Source organism: Companilactobacillus bobalius (assembly GCF_002179915.1).
GTDB lineage: Bacteria > Bacillota > Bacilli > Lactobacillales > Lactobacillaceae > Companilactobacillus > Companilactobacillus bobalius.
This window is the reverse complement of record NZ_MYFM01000006.1, coordinates 115035-136405: the sequence shown is the minus strand read 5'-3', so window position 1 is coordinate 136405 and position 21371 is coordinate 115035. Positions and strand designations below refer to the sequence as shown.

Annotated in this window: 21 protein-coding genes; 2 read left to right on the top strand and 19 right to left on the bottom strand. The window is 35.3% G+C overall.

Annotated features, from left to right (window positions below; translation table 11 throughout):
* The first annotated feature begins 85 nt into the window (after positions 1–85).
* Positions 86–805, top strand: coding sequence for an MIP/aquaporin family protein (locus LKACC16343_RS10015; RefSeq protein ID WP_025084767.1), 720 nt, complete (start codon positions 86–88; stop codon positions 803–805).
* Between the two features lie 334 nt (positions 806–1139).
* Here the strand turns inward: LKACC16343_RS10015 and LKACC16343_RS10010 are convergent, their stop codons facing one another.
* Positions 1140–2360, bottom strand: a complete 1221-nt coding sequence (locus LKACC16343_RS10010; protein ID WP_056953337.1) for an ABC transporter permease — start codon at positions 2358–2360, stop codon at positions 1140–1142.
* A complete protein-coding gene (locus LKACC16343_RS10005) occupies positions 2353–3249 on the bottom strand; it encodes an ABC transporter ATP-binding protein (RefSeq protein WP_056953335.1) in 897 nt (298 codons plus the stop codon). Before LKACC16343_RS10005 ends, LKACC16343_RS10010 begins: the two co-directional genes overlap by 8 nt.
* Before the next feature lie 131 nt (positions 3250–3380).
* On the opposite strand from LKACC16343_RS10005, the gene LKACC16343_RS10000 reads away from it, so the two are divergent.
* On the top strand, positions 3381–4301 hold the full coding sequence (locus LKACC16343_RS10000; RefSeq protein ID WP_056953333.1) for a DMT family transporter: 921 nt from the start codon (positions 3381–3383) through the stop codon (positions 4299–4301).
* A gap of 46 nt (positions 4302–4347) precedes the next feature.
* Here the strand turns inward: LKACC16343_RS10000 and LKACC16343_RS09995 are convergent, their stop codons facing one another.
* The 17 genes from LKACC16343_RS09995 to LKACC16343_RS09915 all read right to left on the bottom strand — a co-directional run bounded on the left by LKACC16343_RS09995 (position 4348) and on the right by LKACC16343_RS09915 (position 21368).
* Positions 4348–5706: an ABC transporter substrate-binding protein gene (locus tag LKACC16343_RS09995; RefSeq protein WP_056953331.1), complete on the bottom strand. Its 1359-nt coding sequence runs from the start codon at positions 5704–5706 to the stop codon at positions 4348–4350.
* Between the two features lie 30 nt (positions 5707–5736).
* On the bottom strand, positions 5737–7092 hold the full coding sequence (locus LKACC16343_RS09990; RefSeq protein ID WP_056953323.1) for an ABC transporter substrate-binding protein: 1356 nt from the start codon (positions 7090–7092) through the stop codon (positions 5737–5739).
* On the bottom strand, positions 7092–7922 hold the full coding sequence (locus LKACC16343_RS09985) for a carbohydrate ABC transporter permease (protein WP_056953316.1): 831 nt from the start codon (positions 7920–7922) through the stop codon (positions 7092–7094). Before LKACC16343_RS09985 ends, LKACC16343_RS09990 begins: the two co-directional genes overlap by 1 nt.
* On the bottom strand, positions 7922–8863 hold the full coding sequence (locus LKACC16343_RS09980) for a carbohydrate ABC transporter permease (protein ID WP_056953310.1): 942 nt from the start codon (positions 8861–8863) through the stop codon (positions 7922–7924). The genes LKACC16343_RS09985 and LKACC16343_RS09980 overlap by 1 nt, the downstream gene beginning before the upstream one ends.
* Positions 8856–9938 carry an ABC transporter ATP-binding protein gene (locus LKACC16343_RS09975; protein ID WP_056953304.1) on the bottom strand — a complete coding sequence of 361 codons (1083 nt, stop codon included), beginning with the start codon at positions 9936–9938 and terminating at the stop codon, positions 8856–8858. The genes LKACC16343_RS09980 and LKACC16343_RS09975 overlap by 8 nt, the downstream gene beginning before the upstream one ends.
* Before the next feature lie 132 nt (positions 9939–10070).
* Positions 10071–10481 carry a cupin domain-containing protein gene (locus LKACC16343_RS09970; protein ID WP_056953300.1) on the bottom strand — a complete coding sequence of 137 codons (411 nt, stop codon included), beginning with the start codon at positions 10479–10481 and terminating at the stop codon, positions 10071–10073.
* Positions 10482–10483: 2 nt separating this feature from the next.
* Positions 10484–10807 carry a carboxymuconolactone decarboxylase family protein gene (locus LKACC16343_RS09965; RefSeq protein WP_025084757.1) on the bottom strand — a complete coding sequence of 108 codons (324 nt, stop codon included), beginning with the start codon at positions 10805–10807 and terminating at the stop codon, positions 10484–10486.
* Between the two features lie 218 nt (positions 10808–11025).
* Positions 11026–11883 (bottom strand): 5-bromo-4-chloroindolyl phosphate hydrolysis family protein, encoded by an 858-nt coding sequence (locus tag LKACC16343_RS09960; protein WP_056953291.1) that lies wholly within the window; start codon positions 11881–11883, stop codon positions 11026–11028.
* A complete protein-coding gene (locus LKACC16343_RS09955) occupies positions 11873–12451 on the bottom strand; it encodes a hypothetical protein (RefSeq protein WP_056953282.1) in 579 nt (192 codons plus the stop codon). Before LKACC16343_RS09955 ends, LKACC16343_RS09960 begins: the two co-directional genes overlap by 11 nt.
* The gene (locus tag LKACC16343_RS09950; RefSeq protein WP_056953277.1) at positions 12448–13629 is read right to left on the bottom strand and encodes a hypothetical protein; all 1182 of its coding nucleotides are present in this window, start codon (positions 13627–13629) and stop codon (positions 12448–12450) included. Before LKACC16343_RS09950 ends, LKACC16343_RS09955 begins: the two co-directional genes overlap by 4 nt.
* Positions 13629–14477 carry a 5-bromo-4-chloroindolyl phosphate hydrolysis family protein gene (locus LKACC16343_RS09945; protein WP_056953269.1) on the bottom strand — a complete coding sequence of 283 codons (849 nt, stop codon included), beginning with the start codon at positions 14475–14477 and terminating at the stop codon, positions 13629–13631. The genes LKACC16343_RS09950 and LKACC16343_RS09945 overlap by 1 nt, the downstream gene beginning before the upstream one ends.
* 9 nt (positions 14478–14486) lie before the next feature.
* Positions 14487–15062: a hypothetical protein gene (locus LKACC16343_RS09940; RefSeq protein ID WP_056953265.1), complete on the bottom strand. Its 576-nt coding sequence runs from the start codon at positions 15060–15062 to the stop codon at positions 14487–14489.
* Complete coding sequence (locus tag LKACC16343_RS09935) at positions 15062–16225, bottom strand: G protein-coupled receptor family protein (protein WP_056953263.1); 1164 nt, start codon at positions 16223–16225, stop codon at positions 15062–15064. The genes LKACC16343_RS09940 and LKACC16343_RS09935 overlap by 1 nt, the downstream gene beginning before the upstream one ends.
* Positions 16226–16292: 67 nt before the next feature.
* Entirely contained in the window at positions 16293–17405 is a 1113-nt protein-coding gene (locus tag LKACC16343_RS09930) for a toxic anion resistance protein (RefSeq protein WP_056953261.1), read from the bottom strand.
* A gap of 222 nt (positions 17406–17627) precedes the next feature.
* Entirely contained in the window at positions 17628–18083 is a 456-nt protein-coding gene (locus tag LKACC16343_RS09925) for a MerR family transcriptional regulator (RefSeq protein ID WP_056953259.1), read from the bottom strand.
* Between the two features lie 43 nt (positions 18084–18126).
* A complete protein-coding gene (locus tag LKACC16343_RS09920) occupies positions 18127–18831 on the bottom strand; it encodes an SDR family oxidoreductase (RefSeq protein WP_056953257.1) in 705 nt (234 codons plus the stop codon).
* 14 nt (positions 18832–18845) lie between these two features.
* The gene (locus LKACC16343_RS09915; protein WP_056953255.1) at positions 18846–21368 is read right to left on the bottom strand and encodes an ABC transporter permease; all 2523 of its coding nucleotides are present in this window, start codon (positions 21366–21368) and stop codon (positions 18846–18848) included.
* Positions 21369–21371 lie beyond the last annotated feature (3 nt).

The following is a 21371-nucleotide window of genomic DNA, read 5'->3' as shown; positions in this document are numbered from 1 at the left end:
GAGTGAATTTTAATATTCGTGTTTTACTAACTATAATATAAATCTAATGAGAAAATTTAAATTATATTTAGGGGTAGTATCTATTATGCACTATACGTTGTTAGTACGTTGTGTCGCTGAATTTATCGGAACAGCCATCATGGTTGCCCTCGGTAACGGTTCTGTTGCCAACGTTGAATTAAAAGGAACAAAAGGTTTCCACGGTGGGTGGATTTTGATTGGATTTGGTTATGGTATCGGTGTTATGATTCCAGCCATGATGTTTGGTCCCATCTCTGGTGGACAAATTAATCCGGCCATGACATTGGCACTTGCCTTCAACGGAGAATTCCCATGGGCTGAAGTCGGTCCATATATCATTTCTCAATTCTTAGGTGCCATCTTCGGTCAATTGATGATCGTTGCCGCCTACAAACCTTATTACAATCAGACTGAAAACGTCGAAAGTATCTTGGGAACATTCTCAACTATCGATGCTGAAAACAGTCGTATCAACGGATTTATTAACGAATTTATTGGAACATTTATTTTAGTCTTTGGTGCCGTTGCTTTGACATCAGATCACATTGATCCACGTGCCGACTTTATCGGATTAGGATTCTTAGTTATGTGTTTAGTTGTTTCATTTGGTGGACCAACAGGACCTGCCTTGAATCCAGCTCGTGACTTAGGACCACGTCTATTGCATGCATTATTACCTTTAAATCCAAAAGGTTCTTCTCAATGGAAATACAGCTGGGTTCCAGTTGTTGCTCCAATCTTAGGTGCGGTTTGTGCCGTTAAGTTATATGGAGCATTCTTCTAAAGAGAGCGTGTAACAGGGACGGTTAGCCTCCGAGGATTTGCCTAAGAAGTGGAATTATCCGTTGAACTTTGCGGATGATTTCACTTCTGTAGCAAACCGGAAAAGGTTGTCCCTGTGGAACGTATTTCAATAGAGCGTGGAACAAGCCGGTTAGATTCTGAGCATTTGCAGGACTTTGCGAATTGGCTGCGTAGCAGACAGTTCGTGAAGTCAGGCAAAGCACAGGAATCTGGCCTGTGGAACGCGTTTCCACTATAAAACATAGAACCATGGTTATTAATATAAAAGCAAAAATAAGAGCTATAACTTCGCAACAGAAGTTATAGCTCTTTTTCTATTTATATGACAATCCCCGTTTGAATCTCTTCCAAAAACTAGAATCATCTGTCTGCAACATCAAGCCTTGATAAATTTTACCAATATACATTGCTAACAAAATGATACTTGCTAAGAGAATTAATAGTGAAATCGTTATTTCCATGGTACTAGCGTTGTTATTGATCAAACGTAGCGGCATGAAATATGATGAAAAGAATGGAACGTAAGACAAAATTTTTACAACAATTGAATCCACGTTATTCTGGAATGGAAATGTAACGAAGAATGCCACCAAATTCAACATAATGACCGGTTGAGCTGCTTTCGACGCGTCTTCTACTTTCGCAACTAAAGCTCCACAAAAGGCCGCTAAGATGGTGTAAATAACTACTCCTAATAATAGGTAAATCAGGTTAACACTTAACAAATTATGCATAACTGAATTAATCAACGTTTGATACTCGTTAACAAACGACTTGGTCAGCGATGAATTCTCGGCAAAGATGTACGCACCCCAACCACCTACTAAGTAAACTAAAATTTGTGTCAAAATGACTAACAAAACACCAAAAATCTTACCTAAGAAATATTTCAAAGCGGTTGTACTGGAAAAAATAATTTCCATAACTTTAGTACCTTTTTCTGAAGCAATTTCTTGGGCTGTAATGCTAGTATAAGTAATCAAAATCATGTAGACCATAATAACTGTGATCCAGAAGGATATGATTTTGCCCAAATTAGCGGTTCCGGCCTTCTTTTGAATATGCTCTGTTAATTTAGGTTGTTGCTGTAAAGCTTGTGACTGTTGAGCCGACAACTTTGCTCGTGACATATTCAATTGTTGCTGAGTCTGAACTAAGAAAGAATTTACTTTTGATTTCATTGATGAGCTTAATGAGGTTGTTCCCACATACTTGGCCGTTACACACTTATTGTCGGCCTTTAAAACAATATAACCTGCTAAATTATCTTTCTTCATCTTCTTAGTAGCTACTTTTTCATCAGTAACCTTTTTATCAATGTCATCTGAATTCTCTTTAAAAAAACTCTTCCGTAATGTTGGCTGTGAACTGATAACCGCTACATTAGAACTATCAGCCCCACCAGCGGCTCCTAGATACCCTGCACCAATCGTAATACCTAACATTAAAAATGGTCCCAGAATCAACATGACGAAGCTCCATGACTTAACTTGTCTCAAAAAGGTTTCAAAAGTTACGATCCATAACTTATTCATCTTTCTCACCAGCCTTTCTTCTAAAGATCTCATTCAGAGTTGGAGCTTGTTGACTGAATTCTTCGATATATTGGCCTTGAGTTATTTCATCAAAAATAGCTTTACCTGAAGACTCTTCATCCAAATAAAGAACAAAGCGGCGTTTTTCTAATGGTTTAGCAGCGACCACATGTGGCAACATGGCTAATTCATCGATAGTTTTATCGGTTGTAACGTAAATTCTAGTTTTTCCAAAGGAATCACGTACTTCTTGGACGGTTCCATGCAAAACGACTTTTCCATTACGCAACATTACTAACTTATCGCACAGTTCTTCAACATTTTCCATATCATGGCTGGAAAAGATAATCGATGCACCACGCTTTTTAGCGTCCAGAATAGCTTGTTTCAATAAATCAGAATTAACAGGATCAAGACCACTAAATGGTTCATCCAAAATAATTAACTTAGGATCATGAATCAAAGTACAAATTAATTGTACTTTTTGTTGATTACCCTTAGATAAATCCTTAATCTTATCCTTTTTAGTCCCTTTAACCGCAAACTTTTTCAACCAGTCATCGATTACTGGTCTAATCTCCTTAGCTGATTTATTCTTCAATCGAGCTAAGTAAATAATTTGTTGCTCAATCGTCAACTTTGGCATTAGACTACGTTCTTCCGGAAGATAACCAATTTCATCGAAAACACTCTCTGTGATTGGTTTATCATTCCAAGAAATAGTACCTTGGTAATTCAGAAAGTTCAAAATACTATGAAAGGTAGTCGACTTCCCAGCTCCATTTTGACCGATCAACCCTAAAATTTCACCATCGGCAACATCAAAAGTTACTTGCTTTAAAGCTTGTAACTCGCCGAATTGTTTACTAATATGATCTATCTTTAGCATTGGCTTTCCCCCTTGTACTGTTACTAAATTAAATTATACAGAGTTTTATCTATATTGTGTTTAAGCAAGACCTTTCTTATGAAAATACTTATGTTACAGTAGGGATTAACATGTGTCTTGGGGGATTTTATATGACTGACAAACAAAAAGGATTCTTTTACGCAATTATGGGGCCAGTTCTATGGGGATTTTCTGGCAGTATTGCTCAATATCTCTTCACCGAAGAAAGCATCCCCACACAGTGGATCGTCGGTATTCGTTTAATTTTTGCTGGCTTGATGCTTGTCATCTGGTGTTATTTCGCCGATTCTAAGGAATTATTCGCTATCTTGAAAAAACCACGCTACGTTATTCAATTATTGGCCTTTGGATTATTAGGTATGCTTCCAGCTCAGTATACTTATTTCATGGCTATCAAATATGGTAATGCACCGACTGCTACGGTTCTACAATTCTTAGGACCACTTTTCATTATTCTCTATTTATCCTTACGAAAATTACAGTGGCCTCGACGAATCGATATTATTTCCATTGCTTTAGCCTTATTAGGAACTTTTCTTCTAGTAACACATGGCCACATTGGTCAATTGATGCTATCACCAGCAGCAATCTTTTGGGGAGTCTGTGCCGGTTTGAGTCAAGCTTCTTATACTCTTTTACCAAGAGAATTGTTGAAACGTTTTGACGCTCGAATTGTAACCGGCTGGTCTATGTTGTTGGGTGGTATCGTCTTTGCACCTTTTGCTGATCTAACTAACGTTCCTACTTTAACTGGTACAGCTTGGATTTCCATTATCTTTATTGTTACCGGAGGAACTATGTTCTCGTATTTATTTTACTTACAGAGTCTCAACTATTTAACACCTTCAACTACAGGGATGCTAAGTGCTTTTGAACCTTTGACAGCGACTGTTTTAGCTGTAACATTGTTGAATACCAAGGTAAGTGGTGCTGAATTAATTGGTGCTTTACTAATTCTAGGTATCACTTTCCTACAAGCCCTACCGCCTAATCTCTTTAGGCTAAAATTTCGTTATAAAAATCATAATTAAAACAAAAACACGTCACCAATTCTATTTGAATTGACGACGTGTTTTTTTATTTCTTTGTTAAACCATTGGCGCGATTTTGACTATAAACCAAATCATTAATAGCTTTTTCATCACTATTTAAAACTTGTTCAATGTCGCTACCACGGTAAATCTTTTCCATTGCATCTTCTTCTAACTTACGAATTGTCTGCATCCCTTCTAATAAGATTCCAGAGTTACCGTAATTAGGAACCGTGCTATCTAATTGTTGCCCCGGAATTTTACCCTCTGGATGTTTAGCATAGAATTTTTGCAAAATTGATGTTTTTTGCGAGTCTCTATTTAAAGCCATATACCCAGTTGATTTTTGCCATTCAGCCTGAACTTCTGGTCTAACTGTGTACTTGATGAATTCATAGGCACCTTTTTGAATTGCTTCAGATTTATCATTAGAAATCCAAAGTGCGGCTCCACCAATGGAAACACCGTTAGCTTTTTTCCCATCTGGATGTGGGAAATAAGTAATACCCAATTTGTTCTTATTTTTCTTATTCAATTGACTCATGCTAGCTGATGATTGAATATAAATACCTACTTTATTGGTCAAGAAGCCAGAAGTTTGGTTTGTACTTGCCATTGATCCGGAACCGTAATCTATAAAGTCGCCATCCTTAATATTCTCACGAATCCATTTGAAAAATTCAACGGATTCAGGAGTATTGATGTTAACTTTTGTTGGCGTTCCAGTATGTCCATCATTTTCATTAGCAAACATTCCGCCGGAATTAGCAATTGCCTCTTCTAATAACCAACCATAAATTTGAACCGTCATTCCCTTAACTTTATGATTGGATTTTTCATAAAGTTCTTTAGCAATCTTAGTGATTTCACTATATGAAGGCGAAACTGACGGCAGTGTAATTCCATACTTTTTTAATAGTGAGGCATTATAGTAAAGTACCGGTTGTGATGTGTTGAAAGGCATCGCTTGTTGCTTACCACCCTGAGCGTGAAAAGCTCGAGCAACTGGTGAAATCTTACTTAGATCATAATGATCTTGATCAACAAACTTTTGAATTGGCGTAGTGTAACCACTGTGAAGAACCTGAGCCGTAGAAACATTTGAAGATTGAAAAACAGCTGGAGATGTATTGGTTCCATGAGTTTGGAAAATCTTTTGAATTGCAGTGTCGTAAGAGCCTTGATACTTAGGTATTACTTGATATTTGTTCTGTGATTTATTGAAATCATTAACCAGTTTCAATAAAGTCTTCTCGGCAGGACCACCCATTTCATGCCAGAAAACAATTTGCGTGCGATTATCTTGCGGCTTAGATTGAGCCAAAACATTTTTACCGAAGAAACCTATCAAAATAATACCCAATATAGCAGTTACAGACACGATTATTTTTTTATACTTAGACATAAACTACCCCATCCCTATTAAACTAAGTATTTAGTGATAACCGTTAGCTCGATTAGTAGTTGTCAAATTATCATCAATTTTCCTGTCGGCATCCTTCAAGGCATTTGTGATATCGCCACCGTTATAAATACTTTCCATTGCAAATTGTTCAATTTGACGAGTCTTTTGCATTCCTTCCATCAAAATACCTGAGTTGAAGTGATTAGGAACAGCTTCTTGTAATTGTTGACTAGGTACTTTGGATTCTGGATGTTGCTTGTAAAGTCCCTTAAGAATTGATGTTTGTTGTGAATCCTTATTTAAAGCTAGGTATCCTGTATCCTTTTGCCATTGAGCTTGTACTTCTGGTTTTAGAGAATACTTGATGAACTCAAAGGCACCATTTTGAACCTCTTTAGGTTTGTCATTTGAGATCCAAAGAGCAGCACCACCGATAGCAACACCATTAGCTTTCTTGCCATCTGGATGTGGGAAGTATGTGATTCCCAATTTATTCTTATTCTTCTTGTTCAATTGACTAATACTTGCTGATGATTGAATATAAATACCGATCTTACCATTTAGGAAACCTGTTGTTTGGTTAGTTCCGGCCATTGCACCCGAACCATAGTTCATGAAGTCACCAGCTTTTTGATTCTCACGAATCCATTCAAAGAATTCCTTTGAAGCACCATTGTTAATTGTTGCCTTAGTTGGAATACCTGTATGACCATCATTGTTATTAGTAAGTCCTACACCAGCATTGGCCATAGCTTGTTCTAACAACCAACCATAGATTTGTACTGTCATACCTTTAACTTGATGATGTGATCTTTCATAAAGCTGTTTTGCCACACGTGTGATATCACTGTATGAAGGTGATACTGGCGGTGGTGTTATTCCATACTTTTCTAATAATGAAGCATTATAGTAAAGTACCGGTTGTGATGTGTTGAAAGGCATTGCTTGTTGTTTACCGTCATTAGAATAGAAAGAACGAGCAACTGGTGAAATTTTACTTACATCAAAACCATCTTTATCGATGAAATCTTGAACTGGTACTGTAAACTTACTGTGCATCATTTGAGCAGCTGAAATATCGAAAGCTTGGAAAACAGCTGGAGATGTTCCAGTACCATGAGTTTGAAGAATCTTTTGAATTGCAGCATCATATGAACCTTGATACTTAGGAACAACACGATACTTAGTTTGTGATTTATTAAAACCATCAACAATTTTCATTAATGATTTTTCAGCAGGACCACCCATTTCATGCCAAAAGACAACTTCTGTACGATTATCCTTTACTGCTGCCGACTTAGTCGACAATGTTTTTCCAAACATTGCTACTACGGCAACTGCCAAGACTAAAATCAAGGGCAGAACTAGTTTTTTATATTTCGACATTATTTGACAGCTCCTTCATTCAATCCTGACTTGAAGTAATGTTGTCCAATGAATAGAACAAGAATTGTTGGAATAACAATAATTGCGGCACTGGCTTGAATCATTCCCCAGTTGTTAAATGTTTCTTCTGATTGTAATTGTTTCAAACCATTTTGAATTACACGTGAATTGTTACTGAATGTAACCAAAATTGGCCATAGATATGAATTCCAAGCACCTAGAAAACTGTAAGCACCTAATGTGATCAAACTGATACGGTTATATGGTAGAACGACTTTCCAGAAAATTTGGAAATGATTCAAGCCTTCAATATCAGCAGCTTCTTTCAATTCTTTAGGAGTTTGCATGAAAGATTGACGCAACATGAATGTACCGAAAGCTGATGTTAAAGATGGAACAATCATTGCTGAATAATGATCCAATAATCCTAAGGCCTTTACTGTTTGGAAATTAGGAATAATAGCAGCCTCAGATGGTAGCATCATTGTAATCATAAATAGAGCAAAGAAGAATTTTTTATATTTGAAATCTAAGAAAACAAAGGCATAGGCGCTCATTGAACAGAAAAGTAAATGAGCAAACATCGTAATTGTTGCCACAACAATGGTATTACCTAGGTAACGTAGAATTGGTGTATTCGTAAAAGCATCGATATAGTTAGTAAGTGAAATATTAGTGCTGAAATAATTACCTTTTAAAATATCAGCTGTTGGCAAGAAACTTGTCCAAATACCAATGAAGAATGGTACTAAGATAACTACAGCCAATAGAATTAAAAGAAAATAACTAAAAATATTTTTCAAAACGTTACGTTCATCAATATTGGCCATTAGTAATTTACCTTCTTTTCTAGGAATTTGAATTGCAAGTAAGTAAAGAAGGCAATAATTACAGTTAAGATAATTGCTTCTGCACTTGATTTAGCATAGTTTCCGCCAAAGAAAGCATCATTATAAATACGGTAAACCAGCATGTTAGTTGCATTGGTTGGACCACCCTTAGTGATAAGATCAATCAAACCAAAACTCTTAAATGAACCAATAATCGTAATTGTAGAAATAAAGAATAATGTTGGAGAAATCATTGGCAAAGTAATGTGGAAAAATTGGTAATGTTTAGAAACCCCTTCAACATCAGCTGCTTCATAAAGTGTTGTTGGTACTGATTCAATAGCACCAAGAAAAACTAAGAAAACAAAGCCTAAATGCATCCAAACTGTTGTAATAATAATTGCCCACATCGCATTAGTTGGATTAGCCAACCAATTGATTGTTGGGAGATTCAACATCTTAGTTAACAAAGTGAAGAATCCTGCAGATGGATTAAAAATGAATAGCCAGAAAATAGCCGCAACTGAAACAGAAACTCCCATTGTCACTGAATAAAGTGTTCTAAAAATAGCGATTCCTGGTAACTTTTGACTAGCCAAATTGGCTAATAATAGACCCATGGCAATCGTAAAGAACGTTACTCCGACAACATAGACTAGTGTTACCCACATACTAGAAACAAAATCTGGTGAAGAAATTAGTTTTACATAATTTTCTAAACCTACAAAGAGTGTTGTGTCACCGAAAGTATTAGTTAAGAACAAACTGATATAAAGAGTTCTAAACATTGGATAAAAAACGAAAAGACCTAAAAGAAATAATGATGGACCAGCGAAAATGGAAGCATAGTATTTATCATTAGCAGTTAATTTGAATTTACTCTTTTGTTTTGCTTCAACTTTCTTTTCAGGTATGACATCAGTTGCTGAAGTCTTAAGCATTGATTAGATCCTCCTCATTTGCAGTTATATTGATTCCATCTTGATTAAATAATAAGACATTATTTGTTGAGGTAATTTTGATATTTTCAAACATATCGAAATGAGCATTACTTGGAACAATAGCTGATACTTCATTACCATTACTGAATGTTGCATAAACGATCTTTTCGTCCCCTAAGAATTCCACGTTTTGCACTGTTGCGTTAGCAGATAATTCGTCAGCCTTTTCAACAATTAATTCATTTGGTCTGATACCAACCTTTAATTCCTTTTCAGTAACTGGTTGATCAAGATCTACTTGGAAATCATTATTAACTCGGATAGCCTTGTCTGAAATCTTTGTTGCATAAAGAATATTGATTGGTGGAACTCCGAAGAATCCAGCAACAAACTCATTAGCTGGTGTCTTGTAGATTTCAGCCGGTGTACCGATTTGTTGAACTTTTGAATCATGTAAAACCATAATATGATCAGCCATTGTCATTGCTTCAACTTGATCATGAGTAACATAGATTAAAGTAATACCTAATTTTCTTTGTAGAGCATAAATTTCTTGACGCATCTTAATTCTTAATTGAGCATCCAAGTTTGATAATGGTTCATCCATCAAACAGATCTTAGCATCGCTGGCTACGGCACGAGCTAGAGCCACACGTTGTCTTTGACCACCAGATAATTCACGAGGTTTTCTATCTTTCAAATCTTCCAAGTTAACCATCTTCAAAGCATTGTTAACACGTTCTTCAACCTCAGATTGGTCATGCTTTCTAGCTTTTAAACCAAAAGCAACATTATCCCAAACGCTTAAAAATGGGAACAAAGCGTAACTTTGGAAAACCATTGTTAAGTTACGATCCTTGGGTGGTAAGTTGTTTACTACTTGACCATCAATACTGATCTCACCGTCACTAATTTGAGTTAGTCCGGCAATCATACGTAATAAAGTACTCTTACCACAACCAGATGGTCCAACGATTACGAAGAATTCACCCGTTTCAATTTCGGCGGTAACATTCTTTAGAACCGTCTTTCCTTGATCGTATTGTTTACAAACATTTGTTAATAATGTAGACATATTTAACCCTCCATATAAGTCATTAGCTATAGTATGTTGGAATTATGTATATATATAATCTATTTAATGTAAATTATGTGTAAAAAAAGAGGACTGTTTTCAGTCCTCTTTTTCAATCAATCATTTTAAGTTTTACAATTTGTTATATTCTTCGTCAGTAACCTTTTCAAGCCATTCTGACTTTCCTTTAGTAATAGCAACATGACTAAACCAACTATCCTTAGTTGCACCATGCCAATGCTTAACGCCTTCCTTAATAACAACGACGTCACCTTGTTTTAATAGTTGAGCAGGCTTGCCCCATTCTTGGTACCAACCTTCGCCACCAGTAACAAGTAAAATTTGGAAACCATCATGATGAATATGCCAATCATTACGACAACCTGGTTCAAAAGTTACATTTCCAACTCCAAAATCAATATTATCTTCTGGTTTTACTAAACTGTTCAAATAACTTTGACCAATAAAGTATTTAGCATAAGCTTCATTTTTATCTCCAACAGGAAAAACTCCATCTGTCTTTAATTCTTCATTTTTTGCCATAATTAATCTTCCTTCCAAATTTCTTTTGCACGATTGAAAGCACTCCAAGCCTTTGGCCATCCAGCATAAAATGCTAAGTGAGTGATTTCGGCAACAATTTCATCTTTTGTAATACCATTTTTCTTACCAATTTTTAAATGTGCATCTAACTGTTCAATATTTCCGGCAGAAATAATACTTGCAATAGTAATTAATGAACGATCATGGGCAGAAAGTTCATTTTCTTTACTCCAAACTTCTCCGAATAATACATCGTCATTCAATGCTGCAAATTGTGGGGCAAAATCTCCCAACATGTCACGTCCAGCAGTTTGTTTCTTTGCCATAATCAATTCCTCCTCGTATCAAGTTGATAAGTACATTAAACAACTTGAAGTTAACTTTAAGTCAAGAGAAAAACAAAAAAAGTCTTAAAAACAAGATTTATCTTGTTCTTAAGACTTTTAATGATTCTTTTGCCGTCTTCTGACCAAATAGATTTGAAGAATAAATAATATTCCCGTAAGAATAACTATTGTAAATACAAAAAAGATTTGATGAAATATTAATCTTTCCCCTCATTAACCCTTTCTCTAACACTCTTAGCCTGTTCTAGACTTTTGACCAATTCTTTTCGTTCATTATCCGTCACCTTTTTAAAGTCCGGTTCCAAGTTGCCAGAAAGTTTCTGCAATTCCACTTCAGCTTTTTCAATAACTGTTTCATCCTCTTTATCTTTGACCACATTATCTGAAAGGTTAACGAGACCTTTGACTATATTCAAATAATCAGGCAGATCTTGATATAGGAAATCAGAAGCCGCTAATAATTGTTCTGGTGCATTTAATAATTCATTAAATATTCCATTCATAATGGTCATATCTTTTTTATAGTTAGGAATAGTCAATTTCACTTTATTAGGTATATCGCACAAATATTCATATTTAGCATGATGTTTACGCATTTCTGACCGGAAAAAGTCTTGTTCCGCTTCCGTCATCCCTGAGTCTTTTAATGCTGATTCATTAAACATCAAAGCTTCTTTTTGAACTTTAGCTTCAGAAATCTCTTTAAAGTAATTTTTACTTTGATTAACACTATGAACATACATTACTAACTCAACAATTATTCCTATTATCAAAATAATGAACAAAGTTAGAGGAGCATAGTGATAGAATTCGCTATACTGAGTCCCCGGCAGATCAAACCTGTTTCTCCACAAACAAAATAAATCTACCAATGGACCATACAACAACCAACTACGACGGATTGAAAAGAATGCTGAGAAAGCTAAACTTGGTAGAATCAATAAAATGATTGCACTAAAATAACCATTCCCTAAGAAATATACCATTACTATTAAGGCGACAATTAAGCCCTTAAAAAGTAACTTCAAAAATCGATCCGACTCTCTACTTATCATCGCTATTCACCTTACTAGTTACCCCATTACTAGAAACATTATCCTCAACGGAAATGACTGAACTGTTATCTTGATAAGACCCACCTATTTCCAATTTAATCGGATCACCTGGATAAATGACGAAGAATATCTTAAAAGTTCTTTCCTCCCCTGGCTTCAATCTTTGTTCTTTGCCACCTTGCACAAGCGTCTCGCCCCAAGAATCTAAATCATAATAATCCAAAGGCTGTGTTTCAGCTATAACTTTATTCGGACCAGTCAGACACGAAAAGTCACTATAAGTGACAAGCTCCCCTGGATCATCTGAATCATCATCCGATTCCATATTTTTTACATCAATCTTAAAAGCAATATATCTTTCGACACCTTCTGTATCTTGAGCGTTCATGGTAGGAAGTGGATCATCTATAATTTTATAATCAAGTAATTTATAGCGTAATCCCTCTTGGTAAAAAGTAATCGGTTCACCTGTAAAGTTTTTATTTTCAACTTTTGCTTGGGCATTAGTTGATTTCAAACCAATAAAGAGTAAACCGATAAAAACTACGATCCATATTTTCCGTTTCATTTAATTGTCTCCAGATCCTTTTTGTTTATTGAAAGAACAAAGTCATTATCGTCATCTTTTGTTCTTTTATCACTATAAGCTTGATAAAGAATATCGGTATGATTTCCCTTGGCTAATTTAAGGACTATATTAAAACTCTTGGGATTATAACTATTATCAATTCCCCAGCCCTCTCTCAAAATATTAATAATTCGTTCTTTATTCCCATTAACATCCGCAACAAAGGTAGGATTGTTATCCGCTGAATCAATACTTTCATAATTTTGTTCCTTGTCTAAAGTCCACATACTGTAGGACTCAAACATGCCCGCATAAAAATCAACATAATCCTTATTAGTAATCAGTTTGGGATGAATATTCAAAACTACGAAATCCCCGTCTGTTTGGCTGTTCTTAACCAAGTAAGCATGTTCAATTTTAAACTTCCAAAAATCAGTTTTAATTGTCATTTTAGGACTGTAATTATACATTGCATGATAATTAATTACATCAGTCTTCTTTTTGGTAGATTGCTTAGAGGGAACGTAGTGCATATTATTTTCTACCACCGTCGTAAAAAGCACAGTAGGAATCGTCAATAATAAAATTATCCAAGAAAATACTTGCCCATTTTTCCAGAAATTCCATTTCCCAGTATTATATTGCTCTTGGGGTTCATACAAATCCAAACCGTTAATATTGAAATTAGTATCTTTTTGTACTTTTCCAATAATCTCAACGAAATTCTCTAATTCGGTTGGATCAAGATACTTATCATCCAATTTAATTTTATTCTTAGGAAAAACCTGTACTCGTCCACGAAATCCGAAATTAATAGATTTACTATATTTAAAAGTAAATTCCTGTTTCAAATCCGATTTTGTAACAGCTAACCATTCAAAGGGAATGTATATAGGTTCAAAGAAATTATTGCTTAGATATAAATTAATCCCTTTTCTGGTTTCAGATAATTCAGCAATCTTGTATTCTTGATCGACTAATTTCTTTGCTTTGAGAGCTTGAACAACTCCAATTACCAAAAGTACTATCCAAAAGAAAATATTCAACCATGTAATTTTTTTGAAATATGGTAAAAGGTTAATAATCACAGTACCTATTACTGCCCAAAGGAGATACTGCAAGAACCAGGCCTGCATATATCTATCAAACTTGGCCTTGGTTATACGTAATATCGCCATTACTTATTCCTATCTCTAATAGTTTGAACTTGTTTTAGCTGCTTTTTCAGAGCTTCTCGTTCACTATCAGTCACTTTCTCAAAATCCTTCTGTAGATTCTGGGATATTAATGCAATCTTATCTGGAACATCGGCCAAAACTTTTTTATCATCGTCACTTTTAACCACATTATCTAAAACATTCTCTGTTGCTTGAACTAGGCTTACATAGTCTGGCAAATCTTGATAAAGAAAATCTGAAGCCGATAGTAATTGTACTGGTGCGTTCAGTAATTCTCGGAAGATTCCATCCATAACTTTCATATCTTCTGAATAAGTCGGTAACATTAACTTTATCTCTGAATCGACGTCGCATAGATACTCATAGTTTTTATGATATTTTTTCATCTCTGAACGAAAGAATTCTTGCTCTGATTCAGTCATTTTAGAATCATGAAGCGCAATCTCATTAAAAACCAAAGGACCTGTTTGAAGTTTAGCTTCTGTAATCTCTTTAAAGTAAGGCTTTGTTGCTTTAGATCGGTCAATGAATAAGCCTACCTCGGATAAAGCATAAAGTGCCAACATGCCAATAGAAACTATTAATAAGAAAGTACCTAAACGCTGATTAGCAATTTCTTTTAAAAACATATTCTTCAAAGCTGTATAGAATACTAAATCTGTTACTGGACCTAATAATAACCAGCTAAGTCTAATTGAGAAAAACGCCGAATAACTTAACGGTGGCAAGACCATTAATAAAAGCATTTGCATATCACTATCTTCAGTAAAAAAAATTGCCGTCAAAGAAACAATGAATGCAATCCATATTAAAACCTTAAAAATTGGATTAGATTTTTTTTGTATCATTTTTTACTCCTAGTCTGCAACGATTCCATTATTTGAATTCGTTCTTTTAAGCGAAATATTCTCAATAGTTCCACTCAATCCGGTAACCGTAATATTTAAATTATCATCTGGATAAACAATATAGAAAAACGATAATGTCTTAGAGGATCCTGGACTCACTTTAAGTGTATCCGAGTTATTATGTGAATCAGAATCTGTTTCCAAAGTTACGGTCCCCTCTGGATTTTCATAATGTGCTGGTTTTCTTACGGCATACAAGGTATTAGGACCGGACCATCCCATAAAGTCATAGGCAATGACTTCTTCGGCCGAGGCCTCTTTGCCAGATGATTCATTAGTTATTTTGACAGTACATACGAGATACCTTTCCAATCCGTTATAATCTCCATCTGATGAAGGTGGTAAAGGATTGCTTAGAACTTTGTACCCTAAAATCTCATAATGTAGATCTTCCTGATCAAACTCCACAGTCTTGCCATTATAATTTCTATCAATTATTGGCTGCTTAACTGCTACGACATTAGTGCTATTGAATCCCAAAAATAAAAGTCCTAATAACAAAGTAATTAACATTTTACGTCTCATTATATTTTCTCCAAGTCGTTAGGATTTATTTTTAGTACAAAGGAAGTATCTTCATGCTTACTCTTACTCAAGATGGCCTGGAATCCGGCATAAACAATATCTGTCCGTCCTGACGCTTTTTTCAAAGCGACGTTAAAGGTATAGTTATCATTTCCTTCGGAGCCATCCCAGCCACTTCGAAGCATATTAATAACACCTTTTTTCCGCCCGTGAGTCTTAATAACGAGATCCTCATTATTATTTGCATCGTCTATTTCATTAGAATCTTTTTCAGCTTTCATACTCCAATTATCAAAGGACATAAAATTACCGTCACTTATCGTCGCATATTCCGAGGCCGTTTTTGCATTAATATTCAACACAATATAATCATCATCAGTATCTGCTTCTTGAACCTTGTACGCATGCAGAATTTTGAATTTGTAGAAATTAGTCGAAATAGTCATACCTTTGGAATAATCATAAATTCTATGATAGTTAGGTGAATTTAAACTGGTCTCCATTTGAAGCGTATACGGACTGGGTGAAAAGAATTCATCACTGATAATTGCCGTCAAAATGACACTTACTAAACTAGTCCCTAGAAGAATCCAAGGAAAGAATTTAGCCGTTCTCCACTTATCCTTAGTCACATTTTTTTCAACCGGATTCAATTTATCATAATCAATGACAACATTAGGATCTTTTTGCAGGTTAGCGATAACATCAAAGATATCTGACATTTCTTCAAAGACAAAGTATTTCTCGCTGAATTCAACCTGATTACCTGATACCAATAATGCTTTGCCAAATCTAAATTGAATAGCCTTATCGTAACTTAGGATAAAATCATTATTCTCATCGGATTGTTTAATTTTGAGCCATTTAAACGGCACATAAATAGGTCGCCAATAATTTCTTAAATAAAGATTTATCCCTCTACGGGTTTCGACTATTTCTACAGCCCTATATTCTGAATCTACGGCCAATTTAACTCTAATGGCCTTCAAACAGCCAATCACCATGGCCACAAACCAAAAGAATAAATAGAGTGGATTCCGATTATCTAATAATAATGGCAATCTATTTATTAATAATGTCCCTATAACAACCAAGACAAAATACAGTTCAAACCAAATTCGAACTGATTTATCAAATACTGCACTTTTCATTTTTAATGTCATTATTTAATCCCACTAACTTGATATAGAAAAAAGGCCACAATCTAACATGATAGTGACTCTATCCTTTTTATTTAGTATCCCCTGGTGTTACGTCTTTAGGATCTTCTTTTGACTTACCACTTAACTTCACTTGTAAATCAGTTTCCATTTGTCTTAATTGGTTTTCAACATCTCTACGTTTAGCACTACCATCTTGCTGAATCTTAATTGTTTCTTCCACGGCACCAATCAAATTGTTTTGAGTTTCCTTCAAAGTATCAATATCGACTACACCACGTTCACTGGCCTTGGCAGTATCAATCGTTGATTGTTTTAACATTGCACTATTTTTCTTCAATAAGTCATTCGTTGCATCTGTAATTGCCATCTGTGTAGACACGGCATCTTTTTGACGCAATAGAGTTAACGCAATCGTAACTTGGTTTTTCCAAAGTGGAATAGCAGTATTAATAGATGATTGAATCTTTTCAGCCAAAACTTCATTAGTATTTTGAATTAGACGAATTTGTGGAGCCTGTTGAATAGAGATTTGACGTGTCAAAGCTAGGTCGTTAACTCGCTTATCTAATCTACTTTGCATTGCCATCAAATCCTGAATACGTTGAACACCCATTTGATCGCTAGCACTAGTATTAGTTTGCGCATCAGCAATTTCTTGGCCTAATTCCTTTAATCTGATTTTTCCGCCAGCAATTAAAACATTTAAGGATTGGTAATAATCAAAATTAGCCTTATACATTTCATCCAGCGTTTTGTTGTCATTGATCAAAGATTCTTCTTGGGTCTTCAACTGCGCTGCTGATCGATCAATCTGAACACTAACTTGCTGATACTTAGCCGTCATTTCAAAGATAGATGATTTAACACGATTAAAGAAACGCATAATTTTAGATTGATTAGTTAATCCTAATTTATCAGGATCGGTTTCATTCAAATTAGTAACTAATTCCCGCAAACTATCACCAATTTCACCTAAGTCCTTATTTTGAACCTTTACCAATACTCCGTCTGAAAAAGAACTCAATTTATCTTCAACATCTTTCCCATAGTCGAGAACTGAAGTTTGATTATCAACTGTTAGTTGTTTTGATAATGTTTTTGCCCGTTCCAATTCCTCATCAGTTAGTTTTGGTTCATTATCGTCAGTAATACTTACTGCTGATTCATTAATTTCACCCATAAAATCCACCCTAAAAATATATTTATAGTATATATACTAACGGAAATTCATTCTTAATTCATTACTATAGGTAATAAATATTCTTTATTGCTATAAATAATAAATGAAATTTAAATATATTGATACTATAAAGAAAAAAATAGCAGCATCCATTTAGAAACGTAATCATACGTTTATTCTAAATGGACGCTGCTTTAAATTTGAAGCAAACAATAAAAAATATTATCTATCTTCTAAATAACCATGATTCAAATTCTGTAAATACTCAGAAAAGCTTTCACTATCTTCGATGTGGCCGCCTTCCTTGCCTTTGTACCAATCTAACTTATCATTGAGAATCGTCCAGCCATCTTGTAGTCTTTGATATTCGACTTCAAAATTACGACGAACTTCTTCTAGCAATTCGATTCGTTGATTGATGGTTGAATCACCTTGCGCACGTAATGTAACGTAACGTTTTAATTGTTCAATTGACATCCCGGTACTTTTGAGATGTAAAAGAAAGTTGACCCAGCGAATATCCTGATCGGTATAGTAACGAATGCCACTATCAGTTCGATGAGGGTTAATCAGGCCTTCCTTTTCATAGTAACGCAACGTAGGACTGTTCAATCCTACCATTTTGGCAAAGTCACTGATCCGATATTTAGCTGTCTCTTCTACTTCATTTACTGGCATTATTTCACCTTCTGCTTAAAGTTGACTTCAAGTATAACATCTTCTACAAATCAACTCCACCATCGACTCTTAGAATCTGACCCGTAATAAAATCATTTTCCATTAGGTAAATATATGCTGAAGCCACTTCTTCAACCGTAGCGACACGATTCAACGGTACTGCCTCTTCAAAACTATGCTTTTGCTTAGCGAGTTGTTTTGAACTCAAATCCCGCCACAAACCTGTTGGTGTCCAAGTTGGTGACACAGCATTCACTCGGTATTCTGGAGCCATTTCTACTGCTAAACCGTCAACCATCGTATTAATAGCCTGATTTCCCACAATGGCACCTGAGGCATCGTAAGGATGACCACCTGAACCTGAAGTTAAAATGATTGAACCATTCTTATTCAAATGTTTACTAACAATTTGCACCAGTTGCAAGTTGGCAAAAAATTTATCATCAATTGCCTTTTTAATAGTGGCAACTGAACTATCTAGAAAACCACCACTCATAGCGCCACCTAACATAGATACCACATGATCAAAGGAACCATACTTTTCAAAGAATCGTTTCAACTGTCTTTCATCTTGTGCATCTAACGAACTACCTTGAATATTCTCTTCATAACGTAACTGATTTACACGTTCCTGATCACGGCCAATGACATATACGTCAGCGTCCTTATGTTGAGCCATGATAGCTACTTCTTTACCAAACCCCGAAGTTCCCCCAATAACGAGAACTTTATCATTTTCTAAAGACATAAATTTACCTTCAATCATTCATTAGATTTCAATGCACCGATCATATCGATGTGTTTTAATTTCCGATGTGTAACTAGCATAACAATTGCTGTGAAAATTATCATCAACAATGTGGCGACGATATAACCGAACCAGTGAATCGTTAATGGGAAAATAACCTGTTCTGTCGCGGCTTGATTCAAGATATAAGCGGTCAATAAATTACCCACTCCATATCCAATAATAATACCAACTATCGTTAAAATTATATTTTCCCGAACAACATACATTGTAACTTCATTATTATAGAACCCTAAAACTTTAATAGTAGAAAGTTCTCTGATTCGTTCTGAAACATTGATATTCGTTAAGTTATAAAGTACAACAAATGACAATATTCCTGATAGGAGAATCAGAATTAAAATAATTGGACGTAATAGACTCGACATCTTAGAAACCGTATCAAAGACATCATGCGTATAACTAGTTCCCATTACCTCTTTAGAATCTAGCAATTGATTAGCCAAATGTTTTCTTTGTGCACTAGTCTGCTTCTTCAAACCAAGCAACAAGGTATTAGGTTTCAAAGTACCAATTTTATCTTGATAAATTTGTGGACTCAAATATAAGAAGTGACCGACATAATTCTCGGTAATAGCACCAACTTTCAAATTGAGCTTCTTACCATTGGTCATTGTTACATGAATTTGATCACCCTTCTGAACGTTAAGAAGTTTGGCCGTTTTCTTAGTCAATATGACTTTATTTTTATCTAAATTAGCAGTCAAATGAACGTACTTCTTAAAGTTTTTCACAGACTGTGGTGTATAGACGTTAACGTCATTGACTTGTTTTTCTCCAGCTTTCAATTTAGCCGTTGTAGAATTGATCTTAGTGTCATTCTGATAAGTTTTATCTTGATTCAAAATTTTATCGACTTTACTATAATTAGCATCCTCGTTCATTTTTACAACTGCTTGATAACTGAAAATATTCTTATACTGCAAGTTACCACTGGCTGTAATTGAATTCTGAATTCCAAAGCCAGTTAAGATCAAAGCCGTTCCGCCAGCAATTCCGATAATAGTCATAAACATTCTGGATTTGAAACGGAAAAGATTCCGATAACTAACTTTTCGATTGAAACTTAAATGATTCCAAAGTGGTTTGATTCTTTCCAATAAAATCTTTTTAGCCGACTTAGGAGATTTAGGTAACATCAACGAAGCTGGACCTTCATCCAATTCTCTTCTAACCACAATAACGGCAGCACCGACAGTCGCTAGTAGGGAGAAAATTAAGGCAATCAATAACGTTTGCCAAGTTGAACCGATGACCCAATCTAAAGCAATGTACTGTTTATACATCGACAATACAATTCGAGGCAAGGTCTCCGTTCCAATCACAGCACCTAATACTGCTCCAATTAGACCAGCCGACAAAGCATAATAAATATAGTTTCGAGCAATCGCCCATTTACTGTATCCTAAAGCCTTGAAGGTACCAATTTCTCCACGTGCTTCTTCAACCATTCTTGTGATTGTTGTGAAAGTAATCAAAGCCGCAATTAGGAAAAAGAAGACTGGGAAGACATTGGCAATGGCCGCGATTCGATCAGAACTTTCACCATAAGCTGAAAATCCAGTCAAATCCTGGCGAGTCTGCCAAGTATACGTCGTCTTGGATTGTTTCATAATCTTCTTTTTAGCAGCATCTAATTTCTGTTGTTGTACAGCTGCTGCTGTAGAATTAACTGCTTTTAATTGATCTAGAGCTGTTTGTTGTTGATTCAAAGTGGCTAGATAACTCCCAGCTACTTCTTTTGTTCTTTGCTGAGGGCGTGACTTGAATTCACGTTTTAAAGCCTTAACCTTTTTGTCCACAGCATCTTTATAGCTACTACTAAAAGTATTCTTATCCTTTAAAGAATTGAAATGAATATTCAACAAAGTAGCTGTTGAAAGGTTCATTTGACTCTTAGGAATGTAGGCAAACAAACTGACCTGTCCATCAGCAATATTAGTTACACCACGGGACTGATTATCAATATACTGTGGCGAATCGACGAAACCAACAATTTTATAAGAACGTTGCTTCAAATCGGCACTTTTAGAAAATTTAAAAGTATCGCCTATTTTATAATCATATTTATTACGAGCATTCTTATCTAAAACAATCTCATGATCATTTTTAGGCAAGCGTCCATTTCGAATGATCAATTGATTCTGTTTAGCATTTTTATCATAGCCATACAGGGCAATCGCAACTTTAGATTTGCCACCCATGACATATTTGAATTTAGTTGTTTCAGCCTTAGCTCCCGCAACCTTTTCAGCCAACTGGATATCCTTTTTTCCAAAACCAGTCGTCGACAAGACTTGTACATCTGACAAATTCTTATCGGCAACCGTTTTATTCAATGAATCATTCAAACTAGGTCCTGTTGCTTTGACACCGACAAAGATCAATACACCTAGCATAATGATTAGGATAATCGCAATAAATCGTCCTTTGGCTTTGTTGATACTGCGCATCATATTTTTCGTTAAAGGTTTCATGAT